The 14,827-nt window shown below is 70.2% G+C and carries 10 protein-coding genes; 8 read left to right on the top strand and 2 right to left on the bottom strand.

Translation table 11 applies throughout. The features are described 5' to 3' along the window. Positions 1 to 121: 121 nt before the first annotated feature. Positions 122 to 6,181 carry a hybrid sensor histidine kinase/response regulator gene (locus tag AC1DSC_RS25465; protein ID WP_436288024.1) on the top strand — a complete coding sequence of 2,020 codons (6,060 nt, stop codon included), beginning with the start codon at positions 122 to 124 and terminating at the stop codon, positions 6,179 to 6,181. Between the two features lie 21 nt (positions 6,182 to 6,202). On the opposite strand, the gene AC1DSC_RS25460 is transcribed toward AC1DSC_RS25465, so the two are convergent. Further along, positions 6,203 to 7,285 carry a helix-turn-helix transcriptional regulator gene (locus tag AC1DSC_RS25460; RefSeq protein ID WP_436288023.1) on the bottom strand — a complete coding sequence of 361 codons (1,083 nt, stop codon included), beginning with the start codon at positions 7,283 to 7,285 and terminating at the stop codon, positions 6,203 to 6,205. Positions 7,286 to 7,504: 219 nt separating this feature from the next. Here AC1DSC_RS25460 and AC1DSC_RS25455 point away from each other — a divergent pair, with 219 nt between their 5' ends. Continuing rightward, the gene (locus AC1DSC_RS25455) at positions 7,505 to 9,139 is read left to right on the top strand and encodes a hypothetical protein (RefSeq protein WP_436288022.1); all 1,635 of its coding nucleotides are present in this window, start codon (positions 7,505 to 7,507) and stop codon (positions 9,137 to 9,139) included. After that, a complete protein-coding gene (locus tag AC1DSC_RS25450; RefSeq protein WP_015867383.1) occupies positions 9,136 to 9,528 on the top strand; it encodes a hypothetical protein in 393 nt (130 codons plus the stop codon). Before AC1DSC_RS25455 ends, AC1DSC_RS25450 begins: the two co-directional genes overlap by 4 nt. Here the strand turns inward: AC1DSC_RS25450 and AC1DSC_RS25445 are convergent. Continuing rightward, positions 9,479 to 11,026: a cryptochrome/photolyase family protein gene (locus tag AC1DSC_RS25445; protein WP_436288021.1), complete on the bottom strand. Its 1,548-nt coding sequence runs from the start codon at positions 11,024 to 11,026 to the stop codon at positions 9,479 to 9,481. The two genes, AC1DSC_RS25450 and AC1DSC_RS25445, sit on opposite strands and share 50 nt — an antisense overlap. On the opposite strand from AC1DSC_RS25445, the gene AC1DSC_RS25440 reads away from it, so the two are divergent. Genes AC1DSC_RS25440 through AC1DSC_RS25420 form a run of 5 tightly spaced genes read left to right on the top strand, consistent with a single transcriptional unit; the run spans position 11,027 to position 14,823 of the window. Continuing rightward, entirely contained in the window at positions 11,027 to 11,626 is a 600-nt protein-coding gene (locus AC1DSC_RS25440; protein ID WP_015867381.1) for a YqgE/AlgH family protein, read from the top strand. It abuts the gene before it with no gap. Beyond that, a complete protein-coding gene (ruvX, locus tag AC1DSC_RS25435) occupies positions 11,626 to 12,087 on the top strand; it encodes a Holliday junction resolvase RuvX (RefSeq protein WP_018906247.1) in 462 nt (153 codons plus the stop codon). The genes AC1DSC_RS25440 and ruvX overlap by 1 nt, the downstream gene beginning before the upstream one ends. Then, positions 12,084 to 12,581: a bifunctional pyr operon transcriptional regulator/uracil phosphoribosyltransferase PyrR gene (gene pyrR, locus AC1DSC_RS25430; RefSeq protein ID WP_436288020.1), complete on the top strand. Its 498-nt coding sequence runs from the start codon at positions 12,084 to 12,086 to the stop codon at positions 12,579 to 12,581. The genes ruvX and pyrR overlap by 4 nt, the downstream gene beginning before the upstream one ends. Then, positions 12,581 to 13,543, top strand: a complete 963-nt coding sequence (locus tag AC1DSC_RS25425) for an aspartate carbamoyltransferase catalytic subunit (protein WP_025569812.1) — start codon at positions 12,581 to 12,583, stop codon at positions 13,541 to 13,543. The genes pyrR and AC1DSC_RS25425 overlap by 1 nt, the downstream gene beginning before the upstream one ends. After that, a complete protein-coding gene (locus tag AC1DSC_RS25420; RefSeq protein ID WP_436288019.1) occupies positions 13,540 to 14,823 on the top strand; it encodes a dihydroorotase in 1,284 nt (427 codons plus the stop codon). The genes AC1DSC_RS25425 and AC1DSC_RS25420 overlap by 4 nt, the downstream gene beginning before the upstream one ends. Positions 14,824 to 14,827: the final 4 nt, after the last annotated feature.

The following is a 14,827-nucleotide window of genomic DNA, read 5'->3' as shown; positions in this document are numbered from 1 at the left end:
CAGTCTTCGCGCACTTCGTGTCGCTTCGCCGACCCGCTTGAGGATGGCGCGGGCTTCGTGCATTCGGGGCGCGCAGCGCCCAGTGGAAAACTGACAGTCAAGAAAACGGCGAGCATCCAACGTGTCGACTCAAACCCCTGCCACGGCCCCCCTCGCTGGCAACGTGCCGGCCACCGAAGACCTTGGGCCGCTGGCCTGGGTTCTGGGAGAAATCCAGAAATCCCTCGACAGCGTCGGCAAGTCGCTGCGGCGCTTCGTGCGCGACGTGGGCAATGCCTCGGAGCTCGAAAGCGGCCCGCTGCAGATGGCCCGCCAGCAGCTGCACCAATCCGTGGGCGCGCTGCAGATGGTGGGCAACACCGCACCGGCGCTGGTGCTCGGCGCCATCGAGTTCGCGGTGCAGGGCTTCATTGCCGAGCCACAGCGCTGCACCGACAGCGCGGTCCAGAAGATCGAGCGCGCCGGCTTTGCCGTCACCGATTTCCTCAACGCGCTCCTGGCCGGCAAGGCCGTGTCCTCGGTGGCGCTGTTCCCGCAATACCGCGACGTGCTCGAACTGGTGGGCAACGAGCGCGTGCATCCGGCGGACCTGTGGAGCACGGCCTGGCGCTGGGTCGAAGTGCGGCCCGCGCTGACCCAGGCTGCCGTCAGCTATGACCCGGCCGTGCGTTCGCGGCTCGACCGCGAGGTGCTGCAGCTGGTCAAGACCGGCGACCCGCAGGCCGCGCGGCGGCTGCATGCGCTGTGCCTGGGGCTCGGGCGCGGTGCGCTGCTGCCCCGCGTTGCCAGCTTCTGGACGCTGGCCGCCGGCTTCTTCGAGGCCCTGGCGCTCGGGCTGATTCCCGCCGATTCGTATGTGAAGCGCGCCGCTTCGCGCGTGCTGCTGCAGTACGCCACCCTGGCGCGCGGCGACAGCGCGGTGTCCGACCGCCTGGGCCAGGACCTGCTGTTCTTCTGCGCCCAGGCCGTGCCCGGCGCGCAGGACGAAGCCGCCACCCTGCGCACCGTTCGCACCGCCTGGGGCGTGGCCGGCGAGCGCCAGGTCGACTACACGGTCGAGCAGTTCGGCCGCTACGACCCGCTGGTGCTGGCGCAGGCGCGCAAGCGCATCGAAACCGCCAAGGAAATGTGGTCGGCGCTCTCGGGCGGCGACATCACCCGCACGCGCCAGGTGGCCGACACCTTCGCGCAGCTGGGCGAATCGCTGCAGAAGCTCCATCCGCCCATCTCGCCGATGGTGGAGGCGCTCACCCATGCGGTCGACGCCTCGGTGCGCTCCAGCCAGCCGCCCGATACCGAGCTGGCGATGGAAGTCGCCACCTCGGTGCTCTACCTGGAAGCCGCGCTCGAAGACCTGGACCCGAGCGATCCGCAGCTCACCTCCCGCACCCTGCAGCTGGCCGGCCGCATCGAGCGCGTGCGCGCAGGCGGGCATTCGGAGCCGCTCGAGCCCTGGATGGAGGACCTGTACCGGCGCGTGAGCGACCGCCAGACCATGGGCACCGTGGTCGACGAACTGCGCAGCCACCTGAGCGAGCTCGAGAAATCGCTCGACCAGTATTTCCGCCGCCCGGCCGAGAAGGCCCTGCTGCGCACCGTGCCGAGCCAGCTGCTGCAGATGCGCGGCGTGTTCTCGGTGCTGGGGCTCGACCAGGCCGCCAGCACCGTCCAGCGCATGCGCGACGACGTCGAGCAGATGCTGGTGGGCAATGCCTCGCCGATCGAGGAGATGCACAGCTTCGATGCGCTCGGCAACAACCTGGGCGCGCTCGGCTTCCTGATCGACATGCTGGGCTACCAGCCGACGCTCGCCAAGCGCCTGTTCGTGTTCGACGCCGATGCCGGCGAACTCAAGCCGCTGATGGGCCGCCAGGCCGCCGATGGGGCCGCGGAGGCCGCGACCCCCGGCGCTGCAGCGCCCGCAGCTGCCGAAGCGGTGCTCAGCATCGAGGAGGTCGATGCCCAGATCGCCTCGAAGCTCGCCGCGCTCGCCACGCCCAACCGCAAGGCGAAGGTCTCGCCCATCGAGGAATTCAGCAGCAAGGCCGACAGCTGGACCCACAAGATCGCCGGTCCCGCGGCCCTGCCCGATACCGAGGTGACCGAGCTCGAAGAAGACGACCTGCAGAACATCTTCCTGGACGAAGCCCGCGAGGTGGTGCAGAACGGCCTGGCCGCCATCGAGGAGCTCGGCGGCCACCCCGACGACACCGAGGAACTCACCATCCTGCGGCGCGCGTTCCACACGCTCAAGGGCAGCTCGCGCATGGTCGGCCTGACCGACTTCGGCGATGCCGCCTGGTCCTTCGAACAGGTGCTCAACACCTGGCTGGCCGACCAGCGCGACGCCACGCCCGACCTGCTCACCGGCACCCGCAAGGCGCTCGAGGAATTCGGCCAGTGGGTCGAAGCCATTGCGTCCGGTGCCCAGCACGGCTGGCAGTCGGCGCATTTCAGCCGCGTGGCCAATGCCCTGCTGGCGGGCGAACCCGTGCCCACCGCCCCCACGTGGGTCGCCGATGCCGACGCGCTGGCCGTGGCCGCGCGCCACATTGCCGCGGAGCCGCCGTTGGCCGCTCCCGCACCGGAACTCGCGCAACCGCTGGAGCTTCCGGAACTGCCCGACCTGTCGCTTTCCCCCGCAGCGCCGGTGGAAACAGCACCCGCCGCGCAATTCGAACTGCCGCCGCAAACGCCGCCAGCCGCTGCAAAGCCCGAAGCCGACGACGACTTTGCTTCCACCGATTTCCTCGACTTCGAATCCCGGCCGGTGCCGGATGGCGAAGCGCTCGAGGCCTTCGACCACAGCGCCGACTTCGATTTTCTTGCGCCCGCGAAAGCGCAGGAGGCGCCGGTCCAGTCGATCGCCCGCTTCACGGCGGAACCCGCCGTCGAACCGGCACCGGCCGCCGATGCGCCCGAATCGCCGGCCCTGGAGGGGCTGCCCGACCTCGACTGGGCGACCGAGATCGTGCCGGCGAAGGCGGACGAGCCCGCGGCAGTTGCCGAGGAGCCCGCACCGATGCCGGTGAAGGCGGAAGAGCCCGCAGCAGTGGTGCCCGCCGAAGAACCCGTGGCCGCACCGGCCCTGCTGCTGGAGCCCGAAGAATCCGCCGTTGTTGCCGCCGACGAAGCACCGCAGGTCGCGGAAGCTGCGCCCGTCGCCGCCGAAGAAATCGCCCCGCCGGTCGAAGCCGAAGAAGAAACCGCCGAAGCCGTCGCCGCCTCCGGTGCCGAAGACCAGGTCAAGGTCATCGGGCCGCTGCGCATCGGCATTGCGCTCTACAACGTCTACCTCAACGAGGCCGACGAGTGGTCCCGGCAGCTCGCCACCGAAGTGGGCGAGTGGGCGCTCGAATCGCACGAGCGGCTGTCCGACTCGACCATTGCGCTCGCGCATTCGCTGGCCGGCAGTTCGGCCACGGTCGGCTTCCACAGCCTCTCGGGCATGGCGCGCCTGCTCGAAGCCGCGCTGCAGCATCTGCAGATGCAGGGCAGCGGCTCGCGCGAACAGGGCGTGGTGCTGGTGGCCGCGGCCGACGAACTGCGCCGCCTGCTGCACCAGTTTGCCGTCGGCTTCCTGCGCGAGCCGTCCGAGGGAACGCTGCAGGCGCTGCGCGACATTGCCGCCGCACCCATGCCGGCCGAGGCCGCCGCGCGTGTCGAGACCCGGCCGCACCAGCATCTGGTGGCGCAGGGCAACGTGGCCGACGTGGCGCTGGACGATTCCGAAGACGCGATCGACATGGTCGACGCGGTCGACGTCGACCTGTTCCCCATCTTCGAGGAAGAAGCGGCGGAACTGCTGCCCCAGCTGGGCCAGGCGCTGCGCCAATGGGCGCACCACCCCGACGACAGCGCGCCGCGCGCCTCGGTGCTGCGCACGCTGCACACGCTCAAGGGCAGCGCCCGGCTGGCCGGCGCCATGCGCCTGGGCGAGCGCGCGCACCGCATGGAGTCCGAGATCGAAGTGCTGGGCACCCAGGGCGGCGCCGACCGGGCCGAGATCGAGAAGCTGCTCACGCGCCTCGATGCGCTGCAGGCCACCTTCGACGCCCTGCGCGCCGCGGACGATGCGACCCAGGCCGAAGTGGCCCAGCTGGTGGCGGCGGCCTCGGTGACTTCGCCAGGCGTGCAGCTGGTGCAGGTTCCCGCCGAAACGGGCGTGTCCGCCAACGACGAGACACTGGTTGCCGGCGACGGGAACGCCGGCGCGGACGCGGAAGCCGCCGCCGCGCCATCGCTGCTGCCGCGTCCGGCCCACGCGCTGCTGGCGCCGCTGCGCGCGGTGTCGAGCCAGGCCGTGCGCATCCGCACCCAGCTGCTCGACCGCCTGGTGGCGCAGACCGGCGAGGTCATCATCACGCGTTCGCGCCTGGAGGCCGAGCTCGGCCAGCTGCGCGGTTCGCTCACCGACCTCACGGGCAACCTCGACCGCCTGCGCCAGCAGCTGCGCGACATCGAGGTGCAGGCCGAAAGCCAGATGCAGTCGCGCCTGGCCCAGGCCAAGGATTCGCAGCAGAGCTTCGACCCGCTGGAGTTCGACCGCTTCACCCGCGTGCAGGAACTCACGCGCATGATGGCCGAGTCGGTGAACGACGTGGCCACCGTGCAGCGCACGCTGCAAAAGACGGTGCAGGCCACGGAAGACGACCTCAGCGTGCAGGCGCGCCAGACGCGCGAACTGCAGCGCGGCCTGCTGCGCACGCGCATGGTGGAGTTCGAGGGCATCTCCGACCGCCTCTACCGCGTGGTGCGCCAGGCCTCCAAGGACACCGGCAAGCAGGTGCGCCTGGACATCGTCGGCGGCTCCATCGAAATGGACCGCGGCGTGCTCGACCGCATGACGCCCGCCTTCGAGCACCTGCTGCGCAACTGCGTGGCGCACGGCATCGAGGAACCGGCCGCGCGCGAAAAGGCCGGCAAGGACGCCAACGGCCTGATCGTGATCGACCTGCACCAGGAGGGCAACGACGTCTCGGTGAGCTTCCGCGACGACGGCGCCGGCCTCGACCATGGCCGCATCGCCGAGCGCGCCCGCACGCTCGGCCTGCTCGCGCCCGGCCAGGAACTCTCGCCCGAGGAAGCCACCGAGCTGATCTTCAAGCCCGGCTTCTCGACCGCCGGACAGGTGTCCGAACTGGCCGGCCGCGGCATCGGCATGGACGTGGTGCGCGCGCAGATCGCGGCGCTCGGCGGCCGCATCGAAACGCACAGCACGGCCGGCCAGGGCACCACCTTCAAGCTGGTGCTGCCGCTCACCACCGCGGTGACGCACGTGGTGATGCTGCGCGCGGGCGAGGTGTCGATCGGCGTGCCGTCCAACCTGGTCGAGCTGGTGCAGCGCGTGAGCAGCACCGAGCTCGAGGCCGCCTACCTGCACAACAGCCATCCGTTCGGCAGCGAGCAGGTGCCTTTCTACTGGGCCGGCGCATTGCTGCAGGCCTCGGCGCGCAGCGAGCACCCCACGAGCCGGAACAACACCGTCGTGATCGTGCGAAGCGCGGCGCAACGGGTGGGCCTGCATGTGGACGAAGTGCTGGGCAACCAGGAAGTCGTGGTCAAGAACCTCGGGCCGCAGCTGGCCCGGCTGCCGGGCCTGGCGGGCATCTCGGTGCTGGCTTCGGGCGCGGTGGCGCTCATCTACAACCCGGTGGCGGTGGCCGCGGTGCATGGCGACCAGGCGCGCGAGCGCCAGGCCGCCGCGCTGGCCGCGCCCGCGCATGCCGCCGGCGCCGACCACGGCGCGCCGCAGGAGCCGTTGCCGATGCTGGCTCCGGTGGCGCCGCAGGTGCCGCTGGTGCTGGTGGTCGACGACTCCATCACCGTGCGCCGCGTGACGCAGCGCCTGCTGCAGCGCGAAGGCTATCGCGTGTCCCTCGCGGCCGACGGCCTGCAGGCGCTCGAACGCCTGCAGCAGGAGCGCCCGGCGGTGGTGCTGTCGGACATCGAGATGCCGCGCATGGACGGCTTCGACCTGGCGCGCAACATCCGCGCGGACGACTCGATGGCCGGCCTGCCGATCATCATGATCACCTCGCGCATCGCCGAGAAGCACCGCGACTACGCGCGCACGCTGGGCGTGAACCACTACCTCGGCAAGCCCTACTCGGAAGAGGAACTGCTGCGCCTGGTGCGCAGCTACACCAGCGAGCCTGCCGCCACGCTGGCAGTGGCCTGAACCTGGGCCGCGGCCAGCGTCCTAGGGCGCGAGCAGCGCCTTGCGCACCAGGTCGACCTGCCGCGTGCAGCCCATCTTGGCCATCAGCGAGCCGAGCTGGCTGCGCACCGTGTGCACCGACACGCTCTGCGCGCCGGCATGCTGCTTGGGCGACTGGCCTGCGACCAGCGCCGCCAGCACGCGCGCCTCGGCAGGCGTGATGCCGAAGGCGCTGCAGAGGCCGTCGGTCGAAGGCGCCGCCTGCGAACGGCCGAGGCGGATGCGCGCCAGCACCAGCACCTCCTCGCCCAGGCTCAGCTGCGGTGCGGCGCGAGCCATTTCCAGTTCTTGCAGGCCTGCCGATCCGCCGGAGATGGGCAGGCAGACCCGCTGGCGCGATTGCGCCGCCAGCCGCAGGCCGGCCGCCAGCGCCTGCTGCGTCTGTGCATCCGGATGCCAAAGCCGCTGGCCGCGCAGGCGCAGCGAGCGGCTGGTGCCGAAGAACTCCTGCGCGCCGGCCGATGCGCGCAGCACCGTGCCCGCAGGCGTCAGCAGCAAGACCGCCTCGCCGAAGGCCGCGAGTGCGGATTCGGCGCCGCCGAGCCACAGCCGGGCGCGCTCGTCGCGGCGCGCCAGCCCGTGGCGCAACGCCTGGGTGACGCGGCGGATCCGCGTGCTGTCGAGCAGCCGGCGCGCATGCGCGGCCGTGCTGCGCTGCACCGTCAGGCCGCCGCGGCGCTGCGGGCCCTCGTCGACCACGCAGGCCAGCATCTGGCGCGCGCCATGTCGGCACATGAAGTCGGCGTAGTAGAGGTTCTTCGAGAGAAAGGCGGGCGAGAACAGCTCGTGCGTGTCGAACCAGCTCCCGGGCGCGGCGCCCAAGGTCGGCGGAATCAGGATGTCGTGCGCGCAGAAATGCTGCACATATTCGCGCTCGGCGGCCGGTGAAACATTGACCTGCTGAAAGCTCAGCAGCTCGCTGCCGCGCTCCAGCAGGATGAAGGTGGCGCTGTCGCCGCCGATCACCTGCTGCATGCTTTGCAGCAGCTCGCGCCATGGCGGCTGCGGATCGTCCAGGTGCGCGATGGCGTCGAGCGCGCGGCGCAATGCGAGATTCCGGTTCATGTAGTGCCTCCCTGGCCTGCCGGTTTTTCCCACGGCCATGATGCGCGCCCGCGCCGCCGGGTGTCAACGCGGCTCGGGGTAGCCCCTAGCTCCTCGCCGATCGCCGCGCATCGTGCATTTGCGTGATGCGCCGTGCAAACCGCCCTCCCACACTGTTGAGAACGAAGGTTTGCTTTTTCGGCGGACCCGGTGCCCGACACAACCTGGAGGAAAAAGACCATGCACATTCGATTCACCAGAGCGGCCGTTCCGTCGGCCTGCGCAGGCCTTCTGCTCGCGCTGTCCGCCTGCGGCGGCGGAGGAGGTGGCGGGGGCGGCGGCGGCTTTCCGCCGTTCGGCCCCCCGGGCGGCGGCAACCCGCCGTCGTCCCCATCGCCGGTCACGGTGTCGGGCAAGGTGATGGTGCTCGGCCCGGTGAGCGGGGCGCTGGTCTGCGTGGACCGCAACCGGAGCGGCGCCTGCGACGAAGGCGAGCCCGCGGCCGCCAGCAAGACCGGCGAGGACGGCGCCTACAGCTTCGCCTACACGCCGGCCGATGCGGCCGCCGCAGCCGAGCTTGCCGCCGCGCCGCTGCTGGCGCAGGTGGACGGCGGCAATCCCTCGCTGCCATCGTTCTCCCAGCCTTTCACCATGAGCGCGCCGGCCGGGCACCGCGGGCAGGTCAATCCGCTGACCACGCTGCTGCAGGCGGGCGTGGCCGCGGGCCTGGCGCCCGAGCGGGCCGAGGCGCTGGTGCTGCTGCAGCTGGGCCTGCCCGAAGTTGCCCAGCTGTACGACTACCAGGCCGTGGCCGTGACCGACCCCGGCCGCTTCGAGGACAACGCCTTCACCGCTGCGCTGGTCACGGCCGATGCGCTGCACAGCGGCGTGGCCTTGCGGCTGGTCGATCCGGCGACCGTCACGCCGGTGGCCTCGGACCAGCTGGCGCGGCTGGATTTCACGCGCGCCGATGACTACCGCGCGCGGACCTATCCGACCGATGGCGTGCCCGACCCGGCCACCGGCAAGCTGAAGCTCACCGACCGGCGCGAAGGCCTCACCAACGGCGCACCCACCGCGCACGACACGCTCTACGGCGTCGTGCAGCTGGGCGCCAACGGCTGGGTGCGCTGCGACGAGAACGCGGGCTTCACCAGCACCCTTGGCACGCCGAGCCGCAGCGACTATTGCGGCGGCACCACGCGCAGCCTCGGCCATGCCGCGGTCACCGACATCTCCGGCCGCAAGATGGCCGAAGTGGTGGCCGAGATGCAGGCGGCCGATGGCAACAGCATCTTCGGCGTGGTGCCGGCGACCGCTTTCGCCAACCCGGACGCCACCTTCCCGGCCGGCTCGCAGCTGCGCTACCGGCGCGGCGTGGACCTGGTGCAGCCCTATTCGATCAACCTGGCCAATCCGAACGAGACCACAAGCTTCGCCACGCTGGAAGCGTTGATCGCGGCCTTCCCGGCTTCGGGTGCCACCCTGCCGGCCGGAACCGGCACCATCAGCCTGGGCGTGCTGAACGAACAGCAGACGCGGCTCTTGCGCGCGGCCTTCACCGGCGCCGGCACGGTGCAGTACTACGCCTGCAACTTCGATTCCGCCACCAACGCCTACGACACCTGCGCGGCCACCGAGACCGGCACGGTGGAGATCCGGACCGAGGGCGGCGCGCGCTTGCTGGCCTTCAACGGCGGCCATCCGCCGACCGACGTGGGGTCGCTGCGCACCTTCGGCGAATACGGCGGCAAGGTCTATGTGGTGCGCACCACCAAGTCCGACGCCCGATACAACCTCAACAGCGCGCGCCGCCTCAACGGCGTGGCGTGGGAGGCGATGAAGCCCCAGCTGGGCATCGGGAGCGGTGCATGAAGCACATCCTCTGGCGTACCGCGGCCTGCGCCGGCATGCTGGCCATGGCCGGCGGGCCGGCCGCAGCCCAGGCGGCCGACGGCCTCGAAGGCGACTGGACCGCGCGCATCACGCTCAAGAACGGCCGCCAGGTCGATGCGCAGATGCAGCTGCAGGCCGCCGGAGGCACCTGGCGCACGCTGGCGCAGAGCACTGCCGACCCCTGTGTCGGCATCCCGACCCCGATGCTGTGGCGGCGCGTGGAAAGCGGCGTCTACGAGCTGCACTTCCAGGGCAGCAAGGCGCTCACCGGCTGCCGCGACAACCTCATCACCTTCCAGCAGCTCGACGCCGGCACGCTCAGGGGTCGCTCCGACGCCGGCGCGGAGATCGTGCTGACGCGCCGCTGAGCGGCGGCTGGTCGGCGCCGCGCACGGCCGCATAGCGCCGCATCGTCTGCTCGCGCGCCTCGGCGTGGTCGATCACCGGCCTGGGGTAGGTCTCGCCGAGCTTGATGCCGGCGGCTTCCAGTTCCACCGGCGATGCCGTCCAGGGCGCGTGGATCGCGGCATTCGACAGTCCCGCGAGCTGCGGCAGGTAGCGCCGGATGAACTTGCCTTCGGGGTCGAAGCGCTCGCTCTGCGTCACCGGGTTGAAGATGCGGAACCAGGGCTGCGCGTCGCAGCCGCTGGAGCTGGCCCATTGCCAGTTCCCGTTGTTCGAAGCCAGCTCGAAGTCGTTCAGGTGCAGCGCAAAGTAGCGCTCGCCGCGCCGCCAGTCCAGCCCCAGGTCCTTGCAGAGGAAGCTGGCCACCACCATGCGCAGGCGGTTGTGCATGTAGCCGCTCTGGTTGATCTGCAGCATGGCCGCGTCCACCAGCGGGTAGCCCGTGCGGCCCTGGCACCAGGCCTCGAACAGCTGGTCGGCATGCTTGCCGTGATGCCACTGGATCTTGTCGTACTCGGGCCGGAAGCTCTTCGACTCGCCGCCCGAATGCACGTGCGGAAAGTGCACCAGGATCTGGAAATAGAACTCCCGCCAGATCAGCTCGCCGAGCCAGGCGGCCGCGCCCGCGTCGCCTTGCAGGAAGAGCTGGTGTGCCACCCCCGCCAGCTGCCGGATCGAGACGGTGCCGAAGCGCAGGTGCACGCCCAGGTAGCTCGGCCCCCGCACCGCCGGAAAATTGCGCGCGGCGTCGTAGCGGTCGATGCGCTGGAAGAAGTCCTCGAACAGCGTTGCCGCACCCTGGCTGCCGGTGGGAATGTCGAGCTCGGAGAGGTTGCTCCGGCCAAAGCCGAGGTCCTCGAGCGAAGGCACCGGCGTGCGATGGGCCGCGGGCGGCGGCGCCAGCGCATCGGCATGGCTGCGCACCGGGTAGGGCTTGAGGAAGAAGGCGTCCACCTTGGCAAGCCAGGCCCGCTTGTAGGGCGTGAACACCGTGTACGGCTGGCCGGTCTTGTTGAGCAACTCGTCGCGCTCGAAGACGGTGGAGTCCTTGTAGGTGTAGAAGCTCATGCCCGCGTTGGCCAGGGCGCCCAGCACCTGGGCGTCGCGCGCCAGCGCGTCGGGTTCGTCGTCGCGGTTGGCGAAGACGGCCTGCACGTCCAGGCTGTGGGCCAGCGCCGGGATCTCCTCGATGGCGTGGGCGTGCCGCACGATCAGCCCGCCACTCAGCGCCCGCAGTTCTTCCTCGAGCTCCACCAGCGATTCGCGGATGAATTCCACGCGCCGGTCGATGCGGGGCAGCGGGTCCAGGATGGCCCGGTCGAACACGAAAACGCACACCACCTGTCGGCAGGCCCGCAGCGCGTGGTAGAGCGCCGCGTTGTCGTCCACGCGCAGGTCGCGGCGAAACCACATGAGCCCTTTGGGATAGGTCTTGTCGACGGCCAGTAAAATCGGCGGCATATGGCTGCCGATTCTGCCCCGATGAACCTTACGCATCACTTCCTGATCGCGATGCCGGGGATGGAAGATAAAACTTTCAACCGCAGCGTCGTCTACCTGTGCGAGCACAGCGAGCGCGGTGCGCTCGGGCTGGTGATCAACAAACCCAGCGACATCAACCTGAAGGTGCTGTTCGAGAAGATCGAACTGCACCTGTCGCGCCCCGAACTCGGCGACGCACCCGTTTTCCAGGGCGGGCCGGTGCAGACCGAGCGCGGCTTCGTGCTGCACGAGCCGGTGTTCACCCATGCCGAAAAACCCGAGGAATCGGTCTACGCCTCGACCATGACCATTCCCGGCGGCCTCGAAATGACCACCTCCAAGGACGTGCTCGAGGCGCTGGCCACCGGCGCGGGCCCGCGCAAGGTGCTGGTTTCGCTCGGTTATTCGGCCTGGGGCGAGGGGCAGCTCGAATCGGAACTGGCCGAGAACAGCTGGCTCACCGTGGGCGCCGATCCGGCCGTGATCTTCGACACGCCGGTCGAGCAGCGCTACGACCGGGCGCTGCTGCTGCTGGGCCTGGAAGCCTGGAAACTGTCGCCGGAAGCGGGACACGCGTGATGGCCGCTGCCATGCCAGACGTTCCCGCCCCTCCCGCCGCTCCCTCCGCCGCCCCTGCTGCCGTTGCCGTTCCCCCCCACTTCCAGAGCTTCCTGGCCTTCGACTTCGGCCTGAAGCGCACCGGCGTGGCCAGCGGCAACCGCCTGCTCGGCGCCGCGACGCCGCAGGCCACCATCAAGGCCGAGGGCGACGCCCGGTTTGCGCAGGTGGAAGCCCGCATCAAGGAATGGCAGCCCGACGCGCTGGTGGTCGGCGTACCCTGGCACCCCGACGGCGCCCCGCACGAGAACACCCGCCGCGCGCAGAAGTTCGCGCGCCAGCTGCGCGGGCGTTTCAATCTCCAGGTGTTCGAGGTCGACGAGCGCTACAGCACCACCGAGGCGCTGGCCTCCGGCGCGCGCGATGCCGATGCGGCCTCGGCCTGCATCATCCTGGAGCAATTTTTGAGGAGCATCCCTTGAGTTCAATACCCGATGCCGAAGTGCTCTACACAAGCCTCCTGGCTGGCGTGAAGCCGCTGATGCGCGCCGACACCCGGCTGGTGGGCATCACCTCCGGCGGCGCCTGGCTGGTCGAGCGGCTGCAGAAGGACCTGGGCCAGCCCGGCGCGCCCGGCGTCATCTCGTCGGCCATGCACCGCGACGACTTCGCGCGCCGCGGCCTCTCGGCCAGCGCGCAGACCGCGCTGCCCTTCGACGTGAACGGTGCCGACGTGCTGCTGCTGGACGACGTGCTCTACACCGGCCGCACCATCCGCGCGGTGCTCAACGAGCTGTTCGACTTCGGCCGCCCGGCCTGCGTGCGGCTCGCAGTGCTGGTGGACCGCGGCGGGCGTGAGCTGCCGGTGGCGGCCGATTTCGCGGCCGCCAAGCTCACGCTGCCCGATACGCAGCTGCTCGCATTGGCCCGCGCCGATGATGGCGCCTTCAGCCTCAAGGTCGAGGAGAACCGTTGATGCTCTACAAGCGAAACCCGCAACTCAACAAGAACGGCGAACTGATCCACCTGCTGTCGATCGAGGGCCTGCCCAAGGACATCGTCACGCACATCCTCGACACCGCCGCCAACTTCACGAGCGTGAGCGACCGCGAGGTGAAGAAGGTGCCGCTGCTGCGCGGCAAGAGCGTGTTCAACCTGTTCTTCGAGAACTCGACGCGCACCCGCACCACCTTCGAGATCGCGGCCAAGCGCCTGTCGGCCGACGTCATCAACCTGGACATCGCGCGCTCCTCGGCCACCAAGGGCGAGTCGCTGCTCGACACCATCGCCAACCTGAGCGCGATGGCGGCCGACCTGTTCGTGGTGCGCCACAGCGAGTCGGGCGCGCCCTACCTGATCGCGCAGCATGTGGCGCCGCACGTGCACGTGGTGAACGCCGGCGACGGCCGCCATGCGCACCCGACGCAGGGGCTGCTCGACATGTACACGATCCGCCACTACAAGAAGGATTTTGCGAACCTCACGGTGGCCATCGTCGGCGACGTGCTGCACTCGCGCGTGGCGCGCTCCGACATCCATGCGCTCACCACGCTCGGCTGCGCCGAGGTGCGCGTGGTGGGCCCCAAGACGCTGGTGCCCGGCGACATGGCCGGCATGGGCGTGCGCGTGTGCCACACGCTCGAAGAGGGCATCAGGGATTGCGACGTGATCATCATGCTGCGCCTGCAGAACGAGCGCATGAGCGGCGCGCTGCTGCCCTCGTCGCAGGAGTTCTTCAAGACCTACGGCCTCACGCCCGAGAAGCTGCAGCTGGCCAAGCCGGATGCGATCGTCATGCATCCGGGGCCGATCAACCGCGGCGTGGAGATCGACTCCGCGGTGGTCGACGGAAAGCAGAGCGTGATCCTCCCGCAGGTCACTTTCGGCATCGCGGTGCGCATGGCCGTCATGAGCATCGTGGCGGGTAACGAAGCATGAACATCCTCATTTCCAACGGGCGAGTGATCGACCCCGCATCGGGCATCGACAAGAAAGCCGACATCGCCATTGCCGACGGCCGCATCGCCTCCATCGGCAACGCGCCCTCCGGCTTCAAGGCCGAGCGCACCCTCGATGCTGCGGGCTGCGTGGTCGCGCCCGGCCTCGTCGACCTGGCCGCGCGCCTGCGCGAGCCCGGCTACGAGCACGAAGGCATGCTCGAAAGCGAAATGGCCGCGGCCATCGCGGGCGGCGTCACCAGCCTCGTGTGCCCGCCCGACACCGACCCCGTGCTCGACGAGCCCGGCCTGGTCGAGATGCTCAAGTTCCGCGCCGAGAAGCTGCAGGGCGCACGGCTCTTTCCGCTCGGCGCGCTCACGCGCAGCCTTGCGGGCGGCGTGCTCACCGAAATGGCCGAGCTCACCGAGGCCGGCTGCATCGGCTTCAGCCAGGCCGACGTACCGCTCGCAGACACCCAGGTGCTGCAGCGTGCGCTGCTCTACGCGAGCACCTTCGGCTACACCGTGTGGCTGCGCCCGCAGGACCGCGACCTTGGCAAGGGCGTGGCGGCCAGCGGCCCGCTGGCCACGCGCCTGGGCCTCTCGGGCGTGCCGGTGTCGGCCGAAACCATTGCGATCTTCACCATCGTCGAGCTCATGAAGAGCACCGGCGCGCGCGTGCACCTGTGCCGCATCTCCAGCGCCGCGGGCGTGGCGCTGGTGCGCGCGGCCAAGGCGCAGGGCCTGCCGCTCAGCTGCGACGTCAGCATCAATTCGCTGCACCTGGCCGACACCGACATCGGGTTCTTCGACAGCCGCGCGCGCCTCAACCCGCCGCTGCGCCAGCAGGGCGACCGCGACGCACTGTCGGCCGGGCTGGCCGACGGCACCATCGATGCGCTGGTGTCCGACCACACGCCGGTCGAGGCCGATGCCAAGACCCTGCCCTTTGCCGAAGCCGAACCCGGCGCCACGGGGCTCGAACTGCTGCTGCCGCTGGCGCTGCAGTGGGGCGAGCGCAGCGGCGCGGGCATCGTGCGCGCGCTGGAAGTCATCACGTCCGCGCCCGCGCGGCTGCTGGCCGCCGCCGATGCAGGCACCGGCATCGGCCGGCTGGCCGAGGGCGGCGTGGCCGACCTGTGCGTCTTCGATCCGGGCCTCGAATGGCAGGTGCAGCCCGATGCGCTCAAGAGCCAGGGCAAGCACACGCCGTTCTCGGGCTATCCGCTGCTGGGACGTGCCCGCCACACCCTGGTTGCAGGCCGCGTGGTCCACGGCTAGCAAT

The organism is Variovorax sp. 01N425 (assembly GCF_056399465.1).
This window is presented reverse-complemented; position numbering and strand designations above follow the sequence as displayed.